Genomic DNA, 22,421 nt, shown 5'->3' with positions numbered 1-22,421 from the left:
TCCTCAGAGGGCGCGCTGGTTCATCAATGCGCCGATGTGCTCGGCCTGGCGCAAGGCCAGGGCGACAATGGTCAGGGTCGGGTTCTGCCCGCCGCTGGTGGTGAACTGGCTACCGTCAGAGACGAATAGATTGGGGATGTCGTGGCTTTGGCCCCATTTGTTCACCACGCCGTCGGAATCTTTGGCGCTCATGCGGTTGGTGCCCATGTTGTGACTGGCCGGGTAAGACGGCAGGCGGATCACCTCGGTGGCACCGACCGCCTCGTAGCACTTGCGGGTCTGCTCCACGCCGTGATTACGCATGGCGGTGTCGAAGGCATGGTCGTCCTTGTGCACCACCGGGATGGGCAGGCCGTACTGGTCCTTCTCGGCACCGTGGAGGGTGATGCGGTTACTCTCCATAGGCAGGTCCTCACCGCACAACCACACGCCGGACATATGGTCGTAGCGCTCCATCCGCGAAGCAAAGGCACGGCCCCAGCCCTGCGGGGTCGGATCGAGGAAGGCGGACATGAACGGCAGGCCAAGGGACAGGATTTCCAGCCGGTAGCCACCGACGAAACCCCGCGAAGTGTTGTTGTGGGACTCGTCGGAAATGATTCCAGCACAGGTGGTGCCCCGATACATGTGAATCGGCTTGGGCAGCGTTGCGTAGATGCCCGCGGTGGTGTGACACATGTAGTTGCGTCCAACCTGACCGGAGGAGTTGGCCAGGCCGTCCTTGAACATCGAGGACTCGGAGTTAAGCAACAGGCGCGGTGACTCGATGGAGTTACCGGCCACGCACACCACTCTGGCCTTCTGGCGCTGCTGGTGGCCCTCGGCGTCGGCGTAAACCACCCCGGTGACTCGGCCGCGGGCATCATGTTCGATGCGAAGCGCCATGCTCTGCGGACGCACCTCACAGTTGCCGGTAGCCTCGGCGCGGGGGATATCGGTGTAGAGAGTCGACCACTTGGCGCCGATGCGGCAGCCCTGCATGCAGAAGCCGATCTGCATGCAACCAGGACGACTGTCATAGGGCTGTGTGTTGATCGCCATGGGGCCGGACTGGATTTCTTTGTAGCCAATGCGTTGGGCGCCTGTGGCCAGGACCTTGAAGGAGTTGTGCCATTGGTGATAAGGCATTCCGGTGCTTGGACCGGTCACCCCCATGTGTTTCTCAGCCTTGACGTACCAGGGCTCCAGTTCCTCATAGCTGATTGGCCAGTCCAGCATATTGGCGCCCTTGATATCGCCGTTCTCGGTGCGCATGCGAAACTCGAAGTCGCGAAAGCGCAGGGCCACGCCGGCCCAGTGCACGGAACTGCCGCCCACCGCTTTGACGATCCAGGCCGGCAGGTTCGGGTGGTTGCGCGCCACGTCCCAACTGCCGGTGGCGATGCGTTTGTCGAGCCAGGAAATCTTGTTGAACATGGCCCACTCATCGTTTTCGATGTCGGACATCTCGTAACGCTTGCCGGCTTCCAGCACCACGGTACGGATTCCTTGCCTGGCCAAGGCGTGAGCCAGGGTCCCGCCGCCGGCGCCCGAGCCAATGATGACGACGACATCGCTGTCGTCCTGGGAGTATTTCGCTGCCATGGGGTTAACCTCATTGTTGGAATGGATGGAGCCGCGAAGAGAAGGCAGATCAGAGCCAGTCGAGGTCGTTGAAGCCACGCGCGATATAGCCACCTTTCTCCACCGACGAGCCCTCGTAGCCAAACAGTGGGAACAGCGTCTTGTTGTCGTAGATTCCAAACATCAGCGCGCTGCGGGTTTCGCGGAAGAACGGCGTGGTCTCGATCTCGCGAAGCAGGGCGACACGATCGTCCTCACTGACGATTTCTTCGAAAGGCCGACCATGTGTGGTGCGGGCGCGCCCCTGCAGGGCCTTCAAGCCATCGTTAACCAGGTCCGAGTGTTTACCGAGCAGCTCGACCAGCGACTTGGCATACGGTGCATCGCCGAGCCGGTCATGGGGATAGATATCGCGCCCCATCTGCAGCAGCCCGGCGGGCAATTGGGGCAACACGTCGTCGGCGATGACGGTGACGGGAATGAGCTGGCTGATAACGGCGGTAGCGCCGATGAACAGGGCCGATTGCCCCGAAAGACTAAGGAAGCGCCGGCGGCTCAGAGGGCCACTCAGGGGTGAAGAGTCATGCATGGCAGAGCTCCAGGCTTTTGCGGGCACGTCTGTAAGGTGGGAACAGGTGTGGCCGACGTTATTGTTATTAGTCCGGGTGCCTTTTCGGCCCCTTCGGTAGTGAAGGGGCAACTTGTGTGCCAATGCCAAAAATAAATCTTAACCCTATGTTTTTAAATGATTTTTCAGAATTAAAAAAAGCATCTTGCGATGCATGATCTGTAAAGCGAAGGCTTTACACCTGTAAGCATCCGTCCAAGCGTTTTTACATACGTAAAGGCTGGCGATACCTGAACTGAGCGCAAGATCGGAGCGGCGGCATTGCCGGGCACCGCCAGCACATAAGGGGGACCATTTACCTGTCTTTTGGCGGTGGTCCAGCCGCGATCAACGAGGGAAGTGACAGCGCAGGGCTAAACTCGTAATGTGATTGCAACCGTGCCAGCCCGCCCCCCACGTGCTGTTGCCAAACAAGAACAAGATCGTCACGGGCCCCATCCCGTGTCCGGGAGGCCGCATGAGCACCATTTCGACCCCCAGCCTGCATATCGACACTGTGCTGTCCTACGCCAGCGATAACGCTGGGCACGAATCCATCATCACCCGTTCCTGGAAGCGTTGTATCCAGGATTACGGTCTGGATCCGGCCAAGCCTGCGCCACCGCGGTTTGTTCCGCGTCAGGTACTGCGGGAACACCAGGACCACGCGGACGAACTGATCAACGTGGCCCGTGCAGGCGTCGAGCAGTTGTACCGCCACATCGCCGAGCTGGGGTACGTCATTCTCCTCACCGATAGCCGGGGGATCACCGTGCAGTTCCTCGGCGATCCACTGGATGAGGCGGCGCATCGCAAGACTGGCCTGTACCTCGGCGCCGACTGGAGCGAGAACCACGCAGGAACCTGCGCGGTGGGGACCTGTATCAAGGAGCAACTGCCGCTAACCTGCCACCACCATGACCATTTCAGCGCCCATCACATCGCCCTGACCTGCACCGCAGTGCCCATTTTCAATCCCCACGGGCAGTTGCTGGCCGTGCTGGATATCTCGGCATTGAATTCACCACCTTCCAAGGACTCCCAGCAATTCGCCCTGCAACTGGTCAAGCAGTACGCGCGAATGATCGAGGATGCCTACTTCCTGCGCCGCTACCGTGAAGCTCATATCCTCTGCTTCGACCGTTCCCGCGAGTTCGTCCTGATCAATCGCCAGTACCTGCTGGCGATTGCCGGGGATGGCAGTCTCCTGGCGGCGAATACTGCGGCCCGTGTACTGCTCGCCGAATGTGGCTTGCAGCTGCCGGAGCGGCCTTCGGCACTGGCGCGTCGGATCGGTATCCAGGATCTGTTCGACTGCGAGCCTGAAGACATCTTCAGCATCCCCCGCGCCAGCCCCGACCAGGTACGCGCTTTCCGTACCCACCGTCAAAATGCCCTGTTTTTTGCCGCGTTGATGGAGCCCAGCCGAACGCCCGTTGCCCCTCAAGCTCAACGTTCGAGTGAGGAACGCTGCCCGCTGGATGAGCTCTCCGACGATGACCCCGCTATGCGCAAGATGCTCGCTCGTGCCAAACGACTGTGCAGCGAGCCGCTGAACGTGCTGCTCAATGGCGAAACCGGTACCGGCAAAGAACGCCTTGCCCGCGCTTTGCACGACAGCAGCAACAGGCACAAGGCCCCCTTCGTCGCCATCAACTGCGCGGCAATGCCTGAGTCATTAATAGAGAGCGAACTCTTCGGCTATCAGCCAGGCACCTTCACCGGGGCACGCAGCAAGGGTATGCGAGGGCTGATCCAGCAGGCCGATGGCGGCACACTCTTCCTCGATGAAATCGGTGACATGCCGCTGCATCTGCAGACGCGGCTGCTGCGCGTGCTTGCCGAGCAGGAAGTGATGCCACTGGGCAGCGAAAAACCGATCAAGGTCAATATCCGCGTCATCGCGGCCAGTCACCGCGACCTGCGGCAGTTGATTGAACGAAACGAGTTCCGCGAAGACCTCTACTACCGTCTCAATGGCGCGATCCTGCGCCTGCCGGCGCTGCGCGAACGGGCCGACAAGAACTACCTGATAGAACGTATTTTCAGAGAGCTCTGTGAACAGCGCCAACGTCCTGCACGAATCCGGGGCGACGCCATGAGTGCTCTCCTCGGCTACGCTTGGCCAGGTAATATCCGCGAGCTGCGCAATGCGTTGCAGTACGCGCTGGCCACCGCGGAGACGGATGAAATCACTGTGAACGACCTGCCCGAAGAATGCCTGCCAAGCGTCAATCAAAGACAAGCCAGGAGTTCGGCTCCCGTACAGGAACAACAGACATCCCACGCACGCGAAATCGAGGACTGCTTGCGCAGGCAGCGCTGGAATGTCAGCGCCGCGGCACGCGAGCTCAGCATGTCGCGCCCGACCCTATATCGCTGGATGAAGCTTCACAACATCGTTCCTCCCAACGCTCTAGACAGCTAAACCAATAGTTTTAAATGCCCGTAACCGACCCGAGCCGGGTCGGCCGGGCTTTTAAGTCGAATCAGTGCTCAGGTGTGCGCGGGTCCCAGAGAAGGCGCGTCACGCCTTTCTCGTAGCCCATCCCGTCCGGGAAACTCACCAGCTCCAGCTGCAGCCCCCAGGGCGCCAGGAAGTACACCCAGGTCAGGCCCTTGGCTGGGCCATCAGTGAAGGTCGATGGCGTATCCAGTACCTGCACGCCACGAGACTGCAGGTACTCCACCGCCGCCTCCATGTCGTCCACATAGAACGCCAAGTGGTGCCCGCCGACGTCGCTGTTGCGGGGCAACCGACGATTCTGGTCCGGAGCTGTGTACTCGAATATTTCCAGGTTGGTGCCGTTGCCACATCGGACCATCTGGAAGTCGCGAATATACGCGCGCGGATGCACATTGAGGTGCCGCTCCATCCAGTCGTCTTCAAAACGGAACTCGCCAAAGGTGAAGTATGGCTCGCAGCCAAGCACCTCGACGAAGAAGGCAACAGCTTCAGACAGGTTCGGCACCGTGATGCCGATATGCTGCATGCCTCGCATTCCCGGCAGAGTGCCATTCAGGTTGTTCTTGTGGGTCATGAGGTTCTCACTTGTTGTTGTACGAGATTCGCCAGCTTTGTGCTGACACATTCCCTACTGCACGCCCAATGCCACAAACTAACCCATTGATTTGAATAGTAGTCACTCCCGCCGTTGTCAGCAGCGGTGTAAAGGCCTTTACAGCTGCAAGGCGTTACAACAGCCACGTCCCATTCTCTCTCGCCCCTGCCAATGGGCCTTGCACGGGGTGGCCCGGCGCTTGCCTGACGTTTGAGGGCATACCCTTGAAGGATGGAGACCGATGGTGGAGCCCCGACACATTGCCACTGGGCCGGGCAAGGTTGAAACCGACATAAAATTGCGCGGTGCTGAGAAAGTCGCGCGTATACCGGTGAAAATCATTCCGACCGAAGAACTGCCGAAGATACCCAGGCGCCGCAGCCCGACGGCGACGTTGAATGGTGATCGGCGAGTGTTGACGTCGATGCCCAATTGAACCACGTGCCGACGCAAGACCGACCCACCTCCAAATCAGCCCGATCCAGCACAGACAAAGGCTTGTGAGGCATCAGACTGGGTCAGTGACATCTCGGCAACTGGGTGTATTCGACATCGGCATCAACACCAAGGTCGACGCTACTTTATTAAAAAACGCTCAACGAACCGAGATGATTACCTTTGGCTACTTAGTGACTAACTGGTTTTCGCCGTGAACACCATGTATTCATGTGTCGATATCAGACACGGAGGTGGCGTGATCAGGTAACTGAATCATCGGACAAGCCGGGTAAGGTGGCGCATCTTTTTATCGAAATAACCACATCGCGATGATGGGTTTGACAAGAACAGCCGCGTTTGAAGGGTCCCTCTTTCAGGAAGCCCAGCAGGCAACAATGATGATCTGTTGCCCCTGTCAATTCGCTCAAATGTCGATCAGCAGAGAAAAAAAACCAATGATTAGCCCGAGCTCCAAGGATTCGAGTGGCCAATTGGCGCAGGGCTTCAAGCCTCGTCACGTCACCATGTTGTCTATCGCCGGGATTATCGGCGCAGGTTTATTCGTTGGTTCAGGACATGCCATTGCGGCGGCTGGCCCGGCCGTCCTGCTGGCCTATCTATTCTCTGGCCTGCTGGTCGTTCTGGTCATGCGGATGCTCGGTGAAATGGCGGTGGCCAACCCGGACACCGGCTCGTTCTCCACCTATGCCGATCAGGCAATCGGCCGTTGGGCGGGCTTCACCATCGGTTGGCTGTACTGGTGGTTCTGGGTGCTGGTGATTCCTATCGAAGCGCTGGCCGCCGGCCATGTGTTGAACCAGTGGTTTCCCCAGATCGATGCCTGGCTGTTTGCCCTGGTGTCGATCATTGCACTGGTGGTGACCAACCTGTTCAGTGTGTCCAAGTACGGCGAGTTCGAGTTCTGGTTCGCCATGGCCAAGGTCGTAGCGATCATTGGTTTCATCGCCGTAGGTTTTGCCGTGTTGATGGGCTGGGTTCCCGACCGGGAAGTCAGCGGATTGAGCGGCCTGATGGCCGAGCACGGCGGGTTTGCTCCCAACGGGCTGTCGGCGGTAGTCGGCGCCTTCATCACCATCATGTTCAGCTTCATCGGTACCGAGGCGGTCACCATCGCCGCCGCCGAATCCGACAACCCTTCGCAGAACATTGCCAAGGCAACCCGTTCGGTGATCTGGCGCATCGGGGTGTTTTACCTGCTGTCGATTTTCGTGGTCATCTCCGTGGTGCCCTGGAACGATCCGCTGTTGGCTTCGGTAGGTTCCTACCAGCGCGCACTGGAAATCATGAACATTCCCCACGCCAAGTTCATGGTGGACGTGGTGGTGCTGATCGCCGTGGCCAGTTGCATGAACTCCTCGATCTACATTGCCTCGCGCATGCTGTACTCGCTGGGCCGTCGTGGCGATGCGCCGAAGGCGCTCAAGGCGACCTCCTCCGAAGGCGTGCCGCGGGCAGCAGTCATCGCCAGCACCGTGTTGGGCGCGGCGATCACCGTGTGGAGCTACTTCATGCCCGCCGGACTGTTTGACTTCCTGCTGGCCAGTTCCGGTGCGATTGCCTTGCTGGTGTACCTGGCCATTGCAGTGTCGCAGCTGCGCATGCGCCGGATGCTGCGCCGACAGAACGTCGAGCTGACCTTTCACATGTGGCTGTTTCCGTGGCTCACGTGGCTGGTGATCGCGTTCATTTGCGCAGCGCTGGCGGTGATGATGGTCACCCCTGAACACCGTACCGAAGTGAGCACGACCATTGGCCTGGCGCTGGCGATTTCCTTTATTGGCCTGGTCACATCGCGTCAACCTGCGCAATCCGCAAGGGCGACGTCAGTGGGATAACACAAGAGAGATACCTGCGAGAACCTGATACTTGCGCGTACCCGAGGCAGGGGCGTTACACGCTACCGTGCCTCGGGCCGCCAACTCTCTTTGTGAGGACATGACCACAATGTCATCGAGCTCCAGCGTATCCGTCGGTACGGCAACCCGATCGGTCGGTTTTCTGTTGCTGGATCAATTCACGCTGATTTCCCTGGCCTCAGCCGTAGAGCCATTGCGCATGGCCAATCAGTTGTCGGGGCGAGAGCTGTATCGCTGGCATACGTTCAGCCCCGGTGGCGAGCCTGTCTGGGCCAGTGACGGCATGCCGATCACTCCGGATGCTTCGTGGAACAATCCATTAGTGGCGGACACTGTAATCGTGTGCGGTGGTGTTGGAATCCAGAGCGTAATCACTCGCGAGCACATTACCTGGCTACAAGCTTTGGCACGTCAATCCAGGCGGTTGGGAGCGGTGTGCACCGGTAGCTGGGCACTGGCCAAAGCGGGCCTGCTCGACGGGTACGAGTGCAGTGTGCATTGGGAATGTTTGGCGGCCATGCAGGAAGCTTTTCCACGAGTCAGCATCAGTGCGAGCCTCTTTACCCTCGACCGGAACCGGTTCACCAGCTCCGGCGGAACGGCGCCCATGGACATGATGTTGCACCTGATTGGCCGCGATCATGGTCGTGAATTATCCGCCGCCATCTCTGAGATGTTTGTTTACGAGCGCATACGCAACGAACAGGACCATCAGCGCGTTCCGCTTAGGCATGTGCTGGGAACTCATCAGCCCAAGCTGCAGGAGATCGTCGCGTTGATGGAGGCCAATCTCGAGGAACCGATCGACCTGGATAAGCTTGCAGAATACGTTGATCTGTCACGTCGACAGCTAGAGCGGCTATTTCAGAAATACCTTCACTGTACGCCGTCACGCTACTACTTAAGGTTACGTCTGATTCGAGCGCGCCAACTGCTTAAGCAAACATCATTGTCGATCATAGAGTTGGCGTATGTATGCGGATTCGTGTCCACACCCCACTTTTCCAAATGCTATCGCGAGTACTTTGGTGTTCCACCAAGCGACGAGCGTTCCGGCTCTGAAATGAGTCGCATACCGGCAATGCTTGCGACTACGCAGCAGTCATCGACTAGACCGCTGACAGCGCTCGACCAAGCACGAAACGAATCGACTTTTGCCAGCGTTCGGATGATTGAACGTTCTGATTTGGCGGAATCGTGCTGATAGGACGTCCCTGCCACCCCATTCATCCGCAGTGCATGGGTTTACTCAATAAGATCACGCAGGAGATTTGACGTGCACATTGGTGTTCCTCTCGAAACCCAGACCGGTGAAACACGGGTTGCTGCAACCCCGGAAACCATCAAGAAGCTGATCAGCCAGGGTCATAAGGTCACTGTACAAAGCGGCGCCGGTATTAATGCCAGCGTTGTCGACAGTGCCTATGCAGCGGCAGGCGCAAGCATTGGCAGCGCCAATGACGCGTTTGGTGCAGAGCTGATTTTGAAGGTGGTCGCCCCCAGCGACAGCGAGCTGACGCTGATTAAAAACGGCACCGTTGTGGTGGGGATGCTCAACCCGTTCAGCAACGAAACCATCGCCAAGCTGGCCGAGTGCGGCATTACCGCCTTTGCCCTGGAGGCAGCGCCTCGCACCTCCCGCGCCCAAAGCCTGGATGTGCTGTCCTCGCAAGCCAACATCGCCGGGTATAAAGCCGTGTTGCTGGCCGCGCACTACTATCCGCGCTTCATGCCGATGCTGATGACCGCTGCGGGCACGGTGAAAGCGGCGCGCGTGCTGATTCTCGGGGCCGGTGTGGCCGGTTTGCAGGCCATCGCCACGGCGAAACGCCTGGGTGCAGTGATCGAAGCGTCTGACGTGCGCCCGGCGGTGAAAGAGCAGATCGAATCCCTCGGCGCCAAGTTCGTCGACGTGCCCTACGAGACCGATGAAGAGCGCGAATGCGCCGTCGGTGTCGGTGGCTACGCCCGGCCAATGCCGGCGAGCTGGATGCAACGTCAGGCCGTGGCCGTGCACGAGCGCGCCAAGCAGGCTGATATCGTCATCACCACCGCACTGATTCCGGGCCGCAAGGCACCGACACTGCTGAGCGCGGAAACCGTGGCGCAGATGAAACCCGGTTCGGTGGTCATCGACCTTGCCGCAGCCCAGGGCGGCAACTGCCCGCTGACCGTCGCCGATCAGGTGGTCGTCGAGAATGGCGTGACCATTGTCGGCCCGACCAACCTGGCAGCCGCGGTGAGTGCCGATGCCTCGGCACTGTATGCCCGCAACCTGCTGGACTTCATGAAACTGTTGTTCGATAAAGAAGGACAACTGGTGATCAACCTTGAAGACGATATCGTCGCCGCGTGCCTGATGTGCCGCGACGGCCAGATCGTGCGCAAGAACGGCTGAGGATAAAAACAATGGAAGACATGCTGATCTCTCACGGTATCTACAACCTGATCATCTTCGTGCTGGCGATTTATGTCGGCTACCACGTGGTCTGGAACGTGACACCTGCCCTGCACACGCCGCTGATGGCCGTGACCAACGCCATCTCGGCCATCGTCATCGTCGGCGCCATGCTCGCTGCCGCCCTCACCGTGACCCCGCTGGGCAAGACCATGGGCACCCTGGCCGTGGCCCTGGCCGCGGTCAACGTGTTTGGTGGCTTTCTGGTGACCCGGCGCATGCTGGAAATGTTCAAGAAAAAAGCGGCTCCAGCAAAAGCGCCGGCCGCCAAGGCCGACGCAGTCAAGGCTGAGGTGCAGCAAGCATGAGCATGAACCTGGTTACTTCCCTGTATTTGATCGCCTCGGTCTGCTTCATCCAGGCGCTCAAGGGGCTCTCGCATCCCACCACCTCGCGCCGCGGCAACCTGTTCGGCATGCTCGGCATGGGCCTGGCGATCCTCACCACGGTCGGCCTGATCTACAAACTCGGTGCCGAGCTGGCGCATGACGGTATCGTCTACGTGATCGTCGGCCTGCTGGTCGGCGGCACTGCCGGTTCGATCATGGCCAAACGCGTTGAAATGACCAAGATGCCCGAGCTGGTCGCCTTCATGCACAGCATGATCGGCCTGGCAGCGGTGTTCATCGCCGTGGCCGCCGTGGTCGAGCCGCAGTCGCTGGGCATCGTCCAGCAACTCGGAGACGCGATTCCGGCCGGTAACCGCCTGGAACTGTTCCTCGGTGCCGCCATCGGTGCGATCACCTTCTCCGGCTCGGTCATTGCGTTCGGCAAACTGGCTGGCAAGTACAAGTTCCGCCTGTTCCAGGGCGCACCGGTACAGTTTGGCGGTCAGCACAAGCTGAACCTGCTGCTGGGCCTGGCCACACTGGCGCTGGGCGTGACCTTCATGCTCACCGGCGACTACACCGCTTTCGGCGTGATGCTGGCGCTGGCCTTCGTGCTCGGCGTGCTGATCATCATCCCGATCGGTGGCGCCGACATGCCGGTGGTGGTGTCGATGCTCAACAGCTACTCCGGCTGGGCGGCGGCGGGTATCGGCTTCTCGCTGAACAACTCGATGCTGATCATCGCCGGTTCCCTGGTGGGCTCGTCCGGTGCGATCCTCTCGTACATCATGTGCAAGGCGATGAACCGCTCCTTCTTTAATGTACTGCTCGGCGGTTTCGGCAACACCGCGGATGCGGCCGGCCCGGCGGGTTCGAAAGAAGCGCGTCCGGTGAAATCCGGCTCGGCTGACGATGCGACCTTCCTGCTGACCAACGCCGACACCGTGATCATCGTTCCAGGCTACGGCCTGGCGGTAGCCCGGGCGCAACATGCACTGAAGGAGTTGACCGAGAAGCTGACCCATCGCGGCGTGACCGTGAAGTACGCGATCCACCCGGTTGCCGGCCGGATGCCGGGGCACATGAACGTGTTGCTGGCCGAGGCCGAAGTGCCTTACGACCAGGTGTTCGAGATGGACGACATCAACTCCGAGTTCGGTCAGGCCGACGTGGTGCTGGTGCTGGGTGCCAACGACGTGGTCAACCCGGCCGCGAAGAACGATCCGAAATCGCCGATTGCCGGCATGCCGATCCTCGAAGCGTTCAAGGCCAAGACCATCATCGTCAACAAGCGCTCGATGGCCAGCGGCTATGCCGGCCTGGACAACGAACTGTTCTACCTGGACAAAACCATGATGGTGTTCGGCGACGCGAAGAAAGTCATCGAAGACATGGTCAAAGCCGTCGACTAACCCTCTGCGGTACACAGAACGCCCCGACTCGTCGGGGCGTTTTTGTTTGTGTAAATCGTCGGACAGGTAATTAGTGACCGCGAATATACTGTTCGAGTTGCAGAATCAGGTCTGCTTGTTCTGTAATTGCAGTCTTGACCAGATCACCAATCGACAGCAAACCAAGTAGCTTTTCGTTTTCTACAACCGGCAGATGACGAAGGTGACGTTCGGTCATGATTCCCATGCATGTCTCAATACTCTGACTAGAGTCCGTAACCGTCCGGGCAACACACCTTCCTGACACTGTCGCTTGAGGCGATGGTGTCCACCTGAATTTAAGTGGACACCATTTTTAGCCTTTTTTAAGCGGACGCCCATGCCACAAGAACGCCGTTCCTATTCCAAATCCTTCAAGGCCCAGGTCATTGCCGAATGTGCGCAGCCTGACACCTCGATTGCCAATGTCGCATTGACCCACAACCTCGATGCCAATCTCGTCCATAAATGGATTCGCGTGCATGCGCAGAAAAATTTGGCACTGCAAACTGCCTTCATTCCGGTCAAGACAGCGCCGCCGATAGCGACGCATCAAGCTCTTCCCGCCACGATCCGAATCCAATAGCGGTCGTTGAGTCTCATCCACATGAAATGACTTTCATCCCGGGCATGTTCACTTGCATGACCGACGCGCCAAAGTTAAGGTCTGTGTCATGACTGCGCCATGCATCGAATCGAGCACAACCTTCACGACCGCCACAGGCGGGTCGTGGGAGGTTGTGTGAGTTAAAACAACGCATAACCCCAAAGACCCGCCAGTAATGGGCCGGGTCTTTTTTTTGCCCCGGTTTTATTGGCACAAACGTAAGGAAACGCACATGTATGCACTTCTGATTCTCGACATGCAGGTAGGGCTTGTTCACGGCCCGGATAGACCTTGGGGCACTGAAGCGCTTCTCGATACATTGAATAGGCTGATGAGAAGTGCACGGGAGACTGGCGCCCCCATCTTTCTCGCACGTCACATAGGTCCGGTCGGGTCTCCTATCGAGCAGGGTAGTCCGCTCACAGAGCTTGTCCAGGAGTTGCAGCTAAGGGGTAACGAGGTGATTTTTGAGAAGAAACGTCCCAACGCCTTTGCTCAGACTGAGCTGGCCGGTCAGCTACGCGAACGCGGCTGTGAAGGCATCGTCGTTACAGGAATGAAAACTCAATACTGCGTAGATAGTACTTGCCGTGCTGCCCGCGATTGCGGATTCGATGCTGTGCTCATAGCCGACGGACATACCTGCTCTGATACTCCAACGCTCAAAGCAGAGGCCATCGTTGCCCACCACAATGCAACCTTGGCGGGGCCATTCTGCCGAGTCGTTCAGGCTGAGGAATGGAGTTTCTAAGAAACTTCCCTGATCGACCCCGGCCAGGGTCGATCAGTCCGCTTGGCGCTGATGGGTTTCTTCTCCATTGGTCACTATCGACCAAAAGCGGACTGTCACGTCGCGGGAAATAAATCTGTCCCCTTTCTGCTTCCTGTTCAACATATTCGCTGTCTTTGCGAATTGTTTCGGGTGGGCTCGATGAGTCAGGGCCTGGAGCCCGCATCCATCTCGGAGGCGCGCGCCGGCCAGCGGCCAGTTCTCGCCCGGAATGATCCACTCAATATCTTCGGCAGACAACGCCAGCAGACCTTGCATATCGCCGCGACCGATTGCTGCAAACGCATCCTTCACAATCTGAACATTCTCTTGCACGGTCATAGAAATCTCTCCGTTGCTCTCACTTCAGATCGCGACGCAATGGACCTGACAGGTATCGGCGATTCAGCCGATATCGACGTTCAAGGCGATGTCCCAAGTGCCGTCTTGTTTTTCCTGCGCGACGGCCCGAAGCGCTACGGCGAGCTCAAGCGTTTGATCCCAGGCGTCAGCGACAAGGTGCTGATCCAGCAATTGAAGGATCTGGAAGCCGATCACGTGCTGACGCGGACCGACTACAAGGAAGTGCCACCTCGCGTGGACTACGCGCTGACCCCGCTCGGTCGCAGCCTGGCTGAAGCGATTGTGCCGCTGTGCACCTGGGGAACCGAGAACGCGGCGAAAATGGCAAGCATCTTCGCCAAGCGCGACGCTTTGCCCTAGCAGTATGCTGAAGAATCGCTGAGTTGGACGACACTGCGCATTCGTGAGTGGGCGGCAGGTCGAATTCCTCCGGTCAGACCGTCAGGATGCGCGGTTTGGGCGCTCTGGCCCATGTTTGGGTTGAAGCGATAGCCGAAGGTCCGTTTCTGGCCGACTGCTGCCTCTGGCTAGGGGCAGAAATCGACCCACAGTGGCCAGTCACGCCAGGCTATCGTCGGCTAGTAATGGAGGGGCGATGGGGCTGAGTGAGGGGCAATCCAAGCTAATTTAAGGTGCGAGGAAAGGTTGCAGTGAATGTTGTACCGGTGGTGAGAGTAGAAGTTACAGCCACTTCGCCGTAGTGCGCCCTTACAATCTCCCGAACGATGAACAGACCCAACCCGACACTTCTGAGTGCGGCATTATCATGGCTGCCACGGATCATCGGTTCGAACAAGTCCCCAAGCAACACCTCAGGTATTGGGCTACCAAAATTGTGCACGGTAATAATGACCGCTTGATCTTCAACGCGTGTAGAAACGGTGACTTCGCTATCGGCGGCGCCGTAGGCGACTGCATTGGCGACCAGGTTGCCGATGAGCTGATAGAGTCGATCACTGTCAGCAGTAAAGTCACCTTGCCCATAACGCAAGTGGATCAACTCATGTCCGGGGAAAGCCAGACCCAACTCGTCCAGGCAGTCGGCGACCAGTTCGTGTAGATCGATTGGTTTGGGCAGGACTGCGATACCTCGCCCGACTTGCGTCAAGGTGAAATCCAGCAGATCGGCCACCAGACGCTGTGCGCGCTCGACCGAGTGGGTGATGTGGCCAAGTATTTGTGCTTGTTTAGCATCCATCTCCCTGCGGCCCAGCAGTTCCGCCGCCATTTTTATCGCCGACAATGGGTTGCGCAGATCGTGACTGACAATCCCGATAAGCTGCTCGGCGAACAGAGCTCTGTCTTCAGCCGCGGTGTAAGTGATGCGCAGCTTGTCTTGGGTAATATCCATTACCCGTTGATCCTTGAGGTGTTTTGCCAAATGTCTTTCGGCGAGCATTCGGGCATTGAGCAACTCGCGCTCGTACCTTTGCCGATCTTCGGTCTTGAACAGCGTCATTTCAAAAAATACACCAACAGAACTATCACAACGGATGGCGCTGAGCATCATCGGAATTGAATGTCCGTTGTAGTGAACAAGATCGAACTTAACATCAGCGATTACGCCCTGGATTTGCATGAGGGGCGTCCAGTAGGTCCGATGAAACGTCCTCCCTTCAGTACTCATCAGGTCTTGGATGTGACGACCGATCAGCTCGTTCCTGCGGTAGCCAATCCAGCGGCAGAAGGTGAGGTTGACCTGTGTGATCTGGCCATTTTCCGCGGTAAGCAGCAAACCACAATCAGCTTCATCGAAGAGAATTTCAGAACCGGGCTGCGAATCGTCATCTGCGTGCATTTGTATTCACTGACCAATGGGGCCGATATCCGGAAAATTATAGACACGACTCGCGCAAGACCCCTTAAAACTTAGCCTTTTCGCAGTGATTGGCCTCGACATTCGGGGGGTACACCAGCTGTGAATGACCGTTTATGGCCGATTGCTACCTGTCGCGAAGGCCGCAAACCCAAAGCTATCGTTGGTCAGAGGCAGAAGTCGGCCACGATCAGCCGCTCTATGCCAGCGCCATGACTGGTTCTTTGATTCGACCCTGGTTCCCTAGGTAAATCCGAATGCCAGACTCCTGGTCTATCCCATTGAAAAAACTCATCTCATTCAACCAGCCGATCGGCTAAGGGGCGATTCCAATACGTCAAGTTGAAGTTTTTGCTCAACGCATGCTTTGGTCCTGATACTCATTTGTTGAACTCTGGCTGAAAGCACTCCTCCAACATAAACGTGGGAAAATTTCCCGCGCAACGATACTGACTGGCTTTGAAGGATCGTGCGGAAACCGCAGTTGCTCGTTAATACTGCAGATTGATGACCGTGCCGGTTGGCTGGCCGCTCCAATGGGCGGCCGGGAACTCACTGGACATTGCGTTCGATACGGAGATGACGACGCAACTCCAAACGGAGGTTGCAACATGCAGCTCAAAAAATGTTTGTTGGCTCTGGCAATTGGCGGAGTCCTGTCGGCATCGACTGTCCTGGTGCCCGATTACATCGGTAGTTTCTCCAGCGTGTATGCCAAAGATGGTGGCAGCGGCGGTGGTGGCGGTAGCGGCGGAGGCGGTGGTGGTCACGGTGGCTCCGGAGGTGGTGACGGCGGTGGCGGCAGCGGTGGTGGCGGCCATGGAGAGGGTGGCGGTGACCACGGTAGTGGCGGTCACGGTGGCGGCGGCCATGGAGAGGGTGGCGATCATGGTGCAGCAGGCCATGGCGGTGACGGTCATGGGGGCCCGGGGCGCGGCGACGCTGACCATGGTGGTATGGCCGGGAACAGAGGCCCGGGCAATGCGCATGACAACGACAACGACAACGACAACGACAACGACAACGACAATAACGCTGACAACAATGCCGCAGATGCAGCCCGGGATGCTGCCAAAAACGACGCAGATGCAGCCCGGGATGCGGCAAAAGCTACTGCAAATGCAACCAGAGACGCCGCCAGAGCTAAGGCGGATGCAGCCAGAGACGCCGCAAAAGCTGCTGGCGTAGCAGGCGCAGATGCAACCAGAGATGCTGCCAGGGCCGCTGCGGATGCAGCCAGGGACGCCGCCAAGGCAGACGCAGATGCAGCCAGGGACGCCGCCAAAGCTGACGCGAAAGCAGCCAGAGAGGCTGCCAAAGTTGAGGCGAAAGATGCCCGAGAGGCTGCCAAAGCTGAGGCGAAAGATGCCCGAGAGGATGTGGCGGACGCCCCAGACGCCCCAGACGCTCCGGATATCGACGCGGTTGAGGTACACAACTAGGCCAGCACGTTCCGTAATGAACACGGCAGGCCTGGCCGTAGAAAACGTCCCGGGAACTTGAGGGGCGTATCGCCAATGAGTCGCAAGCCCTGAAGCGTCGTGGGGTTTGCGATTTTTTTTGAAATCTGTCGCACATGTCGAAACACTGACGAGGATGGCGGCAATGGGGGCGGAACTGGGTGGGTAAGCAATCAATCCCAGTCGTTCACAAAAGCCGGAGCCCTCCCGTTGTTGTGGCGCGGGGTCGGGAAGTTGGACTCATCTGTCCACCGACCGCTTTTGGCCGATATCTGCCCGTCGCGACGGCCAGCAATCGACCAAAGCTGACGGTCGACCAAGCAAACTCAGAGCCAAAGATACATTCCCAGCAGGAATGTATTGCATAAAATTAATGAATTTTTATTATCGCCCTGTATGACCTAACTTGATTCAAGGACATGGAGAAGCGCCTTGAAATCATTACCGCTCAACTCAGCTGAAAAATTTGATACCCATCGGGCCAATGAGTACGGAAGACAGAGTCGTATCGCATTAGCAGGCTATGACGCCTGCCACGATCTTGTTGCGTGCATGCTGGCGGCAAGCCTCGGCGATACAAATTCGGCGAAAGTACTGGTGGTTGGCGCTGGCGGCACTGCACAGGAAATTGTTGCGATGGCAACGCTGGAGCCTGCCTGGCGCTTCACTGCCGTTGATCCATCCGCGCCCATGCTGGAGGCTGCGAAGCACCAGTTGGAGGCCAACGACTTGCTTGAAAGAACTGACCTGTATCTTGGGCATGTTGAAGACCTGGCAGCAGACCAGTCCTACGACGCAGCCACCTTGATCGGTGTCCTGCATCATCTCGAGGGTGATGATGCCAAGCACCAGCTTTTACGTTCCATTAGGGCTCGTCTGAAACCCGGTGCGCCACTGATTGTCGCCGGAAATCAGTACGCGTATGCCAGCCAACCGCTATTGCTGGCTGCCTGGGGCCAACGGTGGCGGCAGCACGGAGCCAGCCCGGATGAAGTGAAGGTCAAGCTGGGAAAAATCCTCCAGGGCGCTGACCCGCCACATTCTGAGGCGGCGGTTCAAAAACTGTTGAACGACGCCGGGTTCGGGGACGCTACGCGTTTCTTCAGCAGCCTGTTCTGGGGTGCCTGGTTGACGTGCAAAAGGGTTTGAAGCTGGACACGACAGGCAGCTAATGGCCGACCTCTGCCATTGCTGACGGGCAGCTTCACGCCCTGAGGAAGTCAGTCAACCAAAATCGAGGTTCTTGAGGAGCGGTGAACCACGCTTCCTCAAGGCATTCAAATAGGTGGTTTTGCACCACGCGGTACAGCGTCACCAGGTCGCCATTGATGTCGTTGAGGACTTCAACGGGCGCCGCCTGGGGCCGCATGAAGTACAACGCGGTACCGCCGGCAAAGACTTCAACGTAGCACTCATGCGGTGGAAACGGTGGAAACAGCGGGATAAGGCGATCGGCCAGACGGCGTTTGCCGCCCATCCAAGGAATGATGGGTGAAGACATGGATAGCAAGACCTTTACTGTATAAATAAACAGGCGCCAGGCTCGCTCTGCTTTGTGCACAGAGCAGGAGCCTTGGCGGGACTTGCAGGGACAATCTGCACGGACGGTGGCCAGCCTGGATGTTGACCTGGTTGGCGCCGTGATGAATAACGCCACAGAAACATTCACAGGATTCCTCGACACCTACGAGCGCGACGTTCTGCCACCTCGCGAGTTGGCCAAGGGCACACTGGGGTTGTACGCGGTGCACTTCCGGCGCTTTCGCAAGCAGTTCGAGGGTAAGGCCGTCGACCAGGTCACGATCCGTATGATCGCGGAAATGCTGGACGCTCTCACCCCGCGCACCGCCAACCAGTGCCGTGCCTTGCTGATTGACATCTTTAACCATGCCGCAGCCAAGGGGCTATGCCCAGACAACCCGGCCGCCAGCACCATCAATCGCATCGAGAAGAAGCAGCGCCGGCGTCACACCGTAGAAGGTCTGAAGGCGATCAGGGAAAAAGCACCTGCCTGGCTTCAGAACGCGATTGACTTGGCATTGATCACAGCCCAACGCCGCACCGACATTCTCGACATGCGCTTCGATGGCGTTCGAGAGGGATTTCTGTATGTGGTACAGAAGAAAACAGCCAAGGCCAGGGAGGCGGCGAACTGTTACGCAGGATGGAAGGAAGAAGAGATGCCGGGCTTCCACGAAGTGCGAGCACTGTCACTGCACCTGCACAAGAAAGCCGGAAAGGATGGCCAGAAAATCGCTGGGCCTGCGAGCGAAGGCATGACCAAAAACTACCAGCGCGACCACGAGGAAGTCATCTGGTCCGAGGCAATTCCGGACCTGAATATCAGCGAAATCACCGGGTAGTTTTGCGCCAGTTTTGCGCAGGCACAAAAAAGCCGATCTAGTTGATCGGCTCAAGTGTCTGATTTTACTCAGGAATAATGGTCGGGACGGAGTGATTCGAACACTCGACCCCTAGCACCCCATGCTAGTGCGCTACCGGACTGCGCTACGCCCCGACTAGGCGTGAAACCTGTTCCTCATCTCGAGGAACGCTTAAGAATATATCGCAAGCTTTTGAAAACTGGAAGTATTTAAAAGCACGAATTTATTTCTTGAGCACCACCAGAACATCTTCGAGTTCGGCGATCATCTGGCGGATCATTTGCTTGTATTGGGTGGTGTCGTCTTTGGCTTCATCGCCGGACAAGCGCAGGCGCGCCCCGCCGATGGTGAACCCCTGATCATAAAGAAGCGCGCGGATCTGCCGGATCATCAGCACGTCCTGGCGCTGATAATACCGGCGGTTTCCGCGGCGTTTGACAGGGTTGAGTTGAGGAAACTCCTGCTCCCAATAGCGCAGCACGTGTGGTTTTACCGCACACAGCTCGCTGACTTCACCAATGGTGAAGTAGCGTTTGCCCGGGATGACGGGTAGCTCGTCGTTATGACTTGGTTCCAGCATAAGCCTCAACTCGGGCCTTCAACTTCTGCCCTGGACGAAAGGTGACCACACGGCGAGCCGTGATCGGGATTTCTTCCCCCGTTTTCGGATTGCGGCCGGGCCGCTGGCGTTTGTCCCGAAGGTCGAAATTGCCGAAACCGGACAATTTGACTTGTTCGTTGTCTTCAAGAGCGTGCCTGATTTCTTCAAAAAACAGTTCGACCAATTCCTTGGCCTCCCGTTTGTTCAGGCCCAGCTCTTCATACAGACGTTCCGCCATCTCAGCTTTCGTCAGAGCCCCCATACGTCACTTCCTTAACGTGGCGTTCAACCTTTGTTCGAGCGAGGTGAGGATGTTTTGCGTTGCGGTATTCACCTCATCGTCATTAAGAGTGCGCGATGGATGCTGCCAGGTCAAGCCGACTGCGAGGCTTTTTCTATCAGGATCAATGCCTTTACCCTGATACACGTCAAATAGCCTGAGGTCTGTCAGCCATTCGCCTGCATTTTCACGGATTACATCCAGTACAGCCGTGGCTGCAACGTCTTTGTCCGCGATCAGTGCAAGGTCACGACGCACTTCAGGAAAGCGCGATAACTCGTGGAATTCAGGCATTTTGCCCGCTGCCACTTCCGCCAGAACCAGTTCGAAGACGAAGACCGGTCGGTCGAGACCGAGGGTTTTCGACAATTCAGGATGGATAGCGCCGATGAAGCCGACCAGACGACCGTCACGCTCGATGCGCGCAGTTTGACCCGGGTGCAGCGCTGGGTGCTTGCCCGGCACGAACGTGAAGGAATCCAGTGCACCGGCAAAACCCAGCACCGCTTCGACGTCGGCCTTGACGTCGAAGAAGTCGACGGTATCGCGACCTTGCGCCCAACCTTCCGGCAAACGACTACCGCAAACGACACCCGCCAACATCGGCTCTTGCTTCAGACCCTCAAGCTGGCCAACGAAACGCAGGCCGCTTTCGAACAGGCGCACGCGGTCCTGCTGACGATTCAGGTTGTGCTGAAGCGCCTTGACCAGGCCTGGCCACAAGGACGAACGCATCGCAGCCATGTCATTGGAGATCGGATTGGCGAGTAGCAACGGCTCTACACCCGGATTAAACAGCTCGAACTGTTTCGGATCGATGAAGCTGTAGGTAATTGCTTCCTGATAACCACGAGCAACCAGCAGGCGACGCAGCTCAGGCAGATCGCTACGCGCCTCTGCTTTGGCTTGCGGCGCCAACCGCGCTTGCGGATAACGAACCGGCAAACGGTTGTAGCCGTACAGGCGTGCGAGTTCTTCGATCAGGTCGACTTCCAGGCTGATATCGAAGCGATGGCTTGGCACTTCTACACGCCACTGCCCTGCCCCGTCGGCAGTAATGGTCAGGCCCAAAGCATTGAGCAGACGCTCCACTTCAGCCGAATCCATTTCCATACCCAGCATTTGGGTAATGCGCTGGGCACGCAGGGTAATCGGAGCAATTTTCGGCAGATGCTGCTCGCTGACGGTCTCGATGATCGGACCCGCTTCACCACCGGTGATTTCCAGCAGCAAGCCAGTCGCGCGCTCCATGGCCTCACGGGCCAGTTGCCAATCCACACCACGTTCATAGCGATGCGATGCATCGGTGTGCAGGCCATAGGAACGAGCCTTGCCTGCTACGGCGATCTGGTCGAAGAAGGCACTTTCAAGGAACACATCACGCGTGGTCGCGGACACACCGCTGTGCTCGCCACCCATGACACCGGCAATTGCCAGCGCTCGGGAATGGTCGGCAATCACCAGCGTATCGCTACGCAGGCTGACTTCCTGACCGTCGAGCAGAACCAGCTTCTCGCCCTCTTCGGCCATGCGCACACGGATGCCGCCGTTGATCTCGGCGAGATCGAAGGCGTGCAGCGGCTGACCCAGCTCCAGCATCACGTAGTTGGTGATGTCGACGGCAGCATCGATGCTGCGCACCTCTGCACGACGCAGACGCTCGACCATCCACAGCGGCGTAGGCCTGGACAGGTCGACGTTACGGATCACACGACCCAGATAACGTGGGCACGCGGCCGGCGCCAGTACTTCTACCGAACGCACTTCGTCGTGCGCAGCAGGAACCGAAGCCACTACCGGACGGGTAACCGGAGCGGCATACAGTGCGCCGACTTCACGGGCCAGACCGGCCAGGGACAGGCAGTCACCGCGGTTCGGGGTCAGGTCGACCTCGATGCTGGCGTCTTCCAGATCCAGATAAACGCGGAAATCTTCACCCACCGGCGCATCGGCCGGCAGCTCCATCAGACCGTCATTACCTTCACCGACCTGCAGCTCGGATTGCGAGCACAGCATGCCGTTGGACTCAACACCACGCAGCTTGGCTTTCTTGATCTTGAAGTCGCCTGGCAGCTCGGCACCAATCATGGCGAAAGGAATCTTCAGGCCCGGGCGCACGTTTGGCGCGCCGCAAACAACCTGGAAGGTTTCCGAACCGTTGCTGACCTGGCACACGCGCAGCTTGTCGGCGTCCGGATGCTGCTCGGTGCTCAGCACCTCGCCAACGACCACGCCACTGAAAACACCGGCGGCCGGCGTAACGCTATCGACCTCAAGACCGGCCATCGACAGACGAGCAACCAACTCGTCGCGACTTACCTGCGGGCTAACCCAGCCACGCAGCCATTGTTCACTGAATTTCATCCTGCTCTCCTAA

At 58.1% G+C, this 22,421-nt stretch carries 19 protein-coding genes, 1 tRNA gene and 3 pseudogenes; 12 read left to right on the top strand and 11 right to left on the bottom strand.

Annotated features, from left to right (window positions below):
* Positions 1-3: 3 nt before the first annotated feature.
* Together ABIA48_RS24800 and ABIA48_RS24795 are read right to left on the bottom strand one after the other, a co-directional pair.
* Positions 4-1,584 carry a GMC family oxidoreductase gene (locus ABIA48_RS24800; protein WP_429492032.1) on the bottom strand — a complete coding sequence of 527 codons (1,581 nt, stop codon included), beginning with the start codon at positions 1,582-1,584 and terminating at the stop codon, positions 4-6.
* Between the two features lie 49 nt (positions 1,585-1,633).
* The gene (locus tag ABIA48_RS24795; protein ID WP_429492030.1) at positions 1,634-2,152 is read right to left on the bottom strand and encodes a transcriptional initiation protein Tat; all 519 of its coding nucleotides are present in this window, start codon (positions 2,150-2,152) and stop codon (positions 1,634-1,636) included.
* A 496-nt stretch (positions 2,153-2,648) separates the two neighbouring features.
* On the opposite strand from ABIA48_RS24795, the gene ABIA48_RS24790 reads away from it, so the two are divergent.
* A complete protein-coding gene (locus ABIA48_RS24790) occupies positions 2,649-4,598 on the top strand; it encodes a sigma-54-dependent Fis family transcriptional regulator (protein WP_108232319.1) in 1,950 nt (649 codons plus the stop codon).
* A 61-nt stretch (positions 4,599-4,659) separates the two neighbouring features.
* Here the strand turns inward: ABIA48_RS24790 and ABIA48_RS24785 are convergent, their stop codons facing one another.
* Entirely contained in the window at positions 4,660-5,211 is a 552-nt protein-coding gene (locus ABIA48_RS24785; protein ID WP_429492028.1) for a VOC family protein, read from the bottom strand.
* A 262-nt stretch (positions 5,212-5,473) separates the two neighbouring features.
* Between ABIA48_RS24785 and ABIA48_RS24780 the strand changes: the two are divergent.
* The 6 genes and pseudogenes from ABIA48_RS24780 to ABIA48_RS24755 form a co-directional block, all read left to right on the top strand.
* Positions 5,474-5,602 (top strand): annotated as a pseudogene (locus tag ABIA48_RS24780) (lipoyl synthase); the annotation flags it as partial.
* Between the two features lie 523 nt (positions 5,603-6,125).
* Positions 6,126-7,526, top strand: coding sequence for a GABA permease (gene gabP, locus ABIA48_RS24775; protein ID WP_429492026.1), 1,401 nt, complete (start codon positions 6,126-6,128; stop codon positions 7,524-7,526).
* 109 nt (positions 7,527-7,635) lie between these two features.
* The gene (locus tag ABIA48_RS24770) at positions 7,636-8,751 is read left to right on the top strand and encodes a GlxA family transcriptional regulator (protein ID WP_429492024.1); all 1,116 of its coding nucleotides are present in this window, start codon (positions 7,636-7,638) and stop codon (positions 8,749-8,751) included.
* Between the two features lie 72 nt (positions 8,752-8,823).
* Positions 8,824-9,945, top strand: coding sequence for a Re/Si-specific NAD(P)(+) transhydrogenase subunit alpha (locus ABIA48_RS24765; protein ID WP_429492022.1), 1,122 nt, complete (start codon positions 8,824-8,826; stop codon positions 9,943-9,945).
* 11 nt (positions 9,946-9,956) lie between these two features.
* Positions 9,957-10,313, top strand: coding sequence for an NAD(P) transhydrogenase subunit alpha (locus ABIA48_RS24760; RefSeq protein WP_007969747.1), 357 nt, complete (start codon positions 9,957-9,959; stop codon positions 10,311-10,313).
* Positions 10,310-11,746, top strand: coding sequence for an NAD(P)(+) transhydrogenase (Re/Si-specific) subunit beta (locus tag ABIA48_RS24755; protein ID WP_007992880.1), 1,437 nt, complete (start codon positions 10,310-10,312; stop codon positions 11,744-11,746). The genes ABIA48_RS24760 and ABIA48_RS24755 overlap by 4 nt, the downstream gene beginning before the upstream one ends.
* Positions 11,747-11,816: 70 nt before the next feature.
* Here the strand turns inward: ABIA48_RS24755 and ABIA48_RS24750 are convergent.
* Positions 11,817-11,999 (bottom strand): annotated as a pseudogene (locus ABIA48_RS24750) (CBS domain-containing protein); the annotation flags it as partial.
* A 105-nt stretch (positions 12,000-12,104) separates the two neighbouring features.
* Between ABIA48_RS24750 and ABIA48_RS24745 the strand changes: the two are divergent.
* From ABIA48_RS24745 to ABIA48_RS24735, 3 genes are all read left to right on the top strand, one after another.
* Entirely contained in the window at positions 12,105-12,350 is a 246-nt protein-coding gene (locus ABIA48_RS24745; protein WP_429492020.1) for a transposase, read from the top strand.
* Between the two features lie 253 nt (positions 12,351-12,603).
* Entirely contained in the window at positions 12,604-13,122 is a 519-nt protein-coding gene (locus ABIA48_RS24740) for a cysteine hydrolase family protein (protein ID WP_429492018.1), read from the top strand.
* 399 nt (positions 13,123-13,521) lie between these two features.
* A complete protein-coding gene (locus tag ABIA48_RS24735; RefSeq protein ID WP_429492934.1) occupies positions 13,522-13,863 on the top strand; it encodes a winged helix-turn-helix transcriptional regulator in 342 nt (113 codons plus the stop codon).
* Positions 13,864-14,125: 262 nt separating this feature from the next.
* Here the strand turns inward: ABIA48_RS24735 and ABIA48_RS24730 are convergent, their stop codons facing one another.
* Entirely contained in the window at positions 14,126-15,301 is a 1,176-nt protein-coding gene (locus ABIA48_RS24730) for a PAS domain-containing sensor histidine kinase (RefSeq protein ID WP_429492016.1), read from the bottom strand.
* Positions 15,302-15,810: 509 nt separating this feature from the next.
* Entirely contained in the window at positions 15,811-16,785 is a 975-nt protein-coding gene (locus tag ABIA48_RS24725) for a hypothetical protein (protein ID WP_429492014.1), read from the bottom strand.
* A gap of 426 nt (positions 16,786-17,211) precedes the next feature.
* On the opposite strand from ABIA48_RS24725, the gene ABIA48_RS24720 reads away from it, so the two are divergent.
* Complete coding sequence (locus tag ABIA48_RS24720) at positions 17,212-17,928, top strand: class I SAM-dependent methyltransferase (RefSeq protein ID WP_429492012.1); 717 nt, start codon at positions 17,212-17,214, stop codon at positions 17,926-17,928.
* A gap of 126 nt (positions 17,929-18,054) precedes the next feature.
* On the opposite strand, the pseudogene ABIA48_RS24715 reads toward ABIA48_RS24720, so the two are convergent.
* Positions 18,055-18,280 (bottom strand): annotated as a pseudogene (locus ABIA48_RS24715) (DNA adenine methylase); the annotation flags it as partial.
* A gap of 142 nt (positions 18,281-18,422) precedes the next feature.
* On the opposite strand from ABIA48_RS24715, the gene ABIA48_RS24710 reads away from it, so the two are divergent.
* A complete protein-coding gene (locus tag ABIA48_RS24710) occupies positions 18,423-19,142 on the top strand; it encodes a hypothetical protein (RefSeq protein WP_429492932.1) in 720 nt (239 codons plus the stop codon).
* Between the two features lie 78 nt (positions 19,143-19,220).
* Here the strand turns inward: ABIA48_RS24710 and ABIA48_RS24705 are convergent.
* From ABIA48_RS24705 to pheT, 4 genes are all read right to left on the bottom strand, one after another.
* A tRNA-Pro gene (locus tag ABIA48_RS24705) sits at positions 19,221-19,297 on the bottom strand.
* An 89-nt stretch (positions 19,298-19,386) separates the two neighbouring features.
* Entirely contained in the window at positions 19,387-19,743 is a 357-nt protein-coding gene (locus ABIA48_RS24700; RefSeq protein ID WP_003179985.1) for a MerR family transcriptional regulator, read from the bottom strand.
* Positions 19,724-20,026 (bottom strand): integration host factor subunit alpha, encoded by a 303-nt coding sequence (ihfA, locus tag ABIA48_RS24695; protein WP_002553164.1) that lies wholly within the window; start codon positions 20,024-20,026, stop codon positions 19,724-19,726. The genes ABIA48_RS24700 and ihfA overlap by 20 nt, the downstream gene beginning before the upstream one ends.
* 3 nt (positions 20,027-20,029) lie before the next feature.
* Positions 20,030-22,408 carry a phenylalanine--tRNA ligase subunit beta gene (gene pheT, locus ABIA48_RS24690; protein ID WP_429492010.1) on the bottom strand — a complete coding sequence of 793 codons (2,379 nt, stop codon included), beginning with the start codon at positions 22,406-22,408 and terminating at the stop codon, positions 20,030-20,032.
* Between the last annotated feature and the right edge of the window lie 13 nt (positions 22,409-22,421).

Source organism: Pseudomonas sp. S30_BP2TU TE3576 (genome assembly GCF_050436025.1).
GTDB lineage: Bacteria > Pseudomonadota > Gammaproteobacteria > Pseudomonadales > Pseudomonadaceae > Aquipseudomonas.
The sequence above is the reverse complement of the archived record's forward strand: the minus strand, read 5'-3'. Positions and strand labels throughout refer to the sequence as shown.

Excerpts from the sequence above, each read along its gene's own strand:
- ABIA48_RS24745 (WP_429492020.1), top strand. The coding sequence starts at position 12,105 with ATGCCACAAGAACGCCGTTCCTATTCCAAATCCTTCAAGGCCCAGGTC.
- ABIA48_RS24735 (WP_429492934.1), top strand. The coding sequence starts at position 13,522 with ATGGACCTGACAGGTATCGGCGATTCAGCCGATATCGACGTTCAAGGC.
- pheT (WP_429492010.1), bottom strand. The coding sequence starts at position 22,408 with ATGAAATTCAGTGAACAATGGCTGCGTGGCTGGGTTAGCCCGCAGGTA.
- ABIA48_RS24760 (WP_007969747.1), top strand. The coding sequence starts at position 9,957 with ATGGAAGACATGCTGATCTCTCACGGTATCTACAACCTGATCATCTTC.
- ABIA48_RS24740 (WP_429492018.1), top strand. The coding sequence starts at position 12,604 with ATGTATGCACTTCTGATTCTCGACATGCAGGTAGGGCTTGTTCACGGC.
- ABIA48_RS24710 (WP_429492932.1), top strand. The coding sequence starts at position 18,423 with ATGAATAACGCCACAGAAACATTCACAGGATTCCTCGACACCTACGAG.
- ABIA48_RS24755 (WP_007992880.1), top strand. The coding sequence starts at position 10,310 with ATGAGCATGAACCTGGTTACTTCCCTGTATTTGATCGCCTCGGTCTGC.
- ABIA48_RS24700 (WP_003179985.1), bottom strand. The coding sequence starts at position 19,743 with ATGCTGGAACCAAGTCATAACGACGAGCTACCCGTCATCCCGGGCAAA.
- ABIA48_RS24795 (WP_429492030.1), bottom strand. The coding sequence starts at position 2,152 with ATGCATGACTCTTCACCCCTGAGTGGCCCTCTGAGCCGCCGGCGCTTC.
- gabP (WP_429492026.1), top strand. The coding sequence starts at position 6,126 with ATGATTAGCCCGAGCTCCAAGGATTCGAGTGGCCAATTGGCGCAGGGC.
- ABIA48_RS24785 (WP_429492028.1), bottom strand. The coding sequence starts at position 5,211 with ATGACCCACAAGAACAACCTGAATGGCACTCTGCCGGGAATGCGAGGC.
- ABIA48_RS24800 (WP_429492032.1), bottom strand. The coding sequence starts at position 1,584 with ATGGCAGCGAAATACTCCCAGGACGACAGCGATGTCGTCGTCATCATT.
- ihfA (WP_002553164.1), bottom strand. The coding sequence starts at position 20,026 with ATGGGGGCTCTGACGAAAGCTGAGATGGCGGAACGTCTGTATGAAGAG.
- ABIA48_RS24730 (WP_429492016.1), bottom strand. The coding sequence starts at position 15,301 with ATGCACGCAGATGACGATTCGCAGCCCGGTTCTGAAATTCTCTTCGAT.
- ABIA48_RS24770 (WP_429492024.1), top strand. The coding sequence starts at position 7,636 with ATGTCATCGAGCTCCAGCGTATCCGTCGGTACGGCAACCCGATCGGTC.
- ABIA48_RS24790 (WP_108232319.1), top strand. The coding sequence starts at position 2,649 with ATGAGCACCATTTCGACCCCCAGCCTGCATATCGACACTGTGCTGTCC.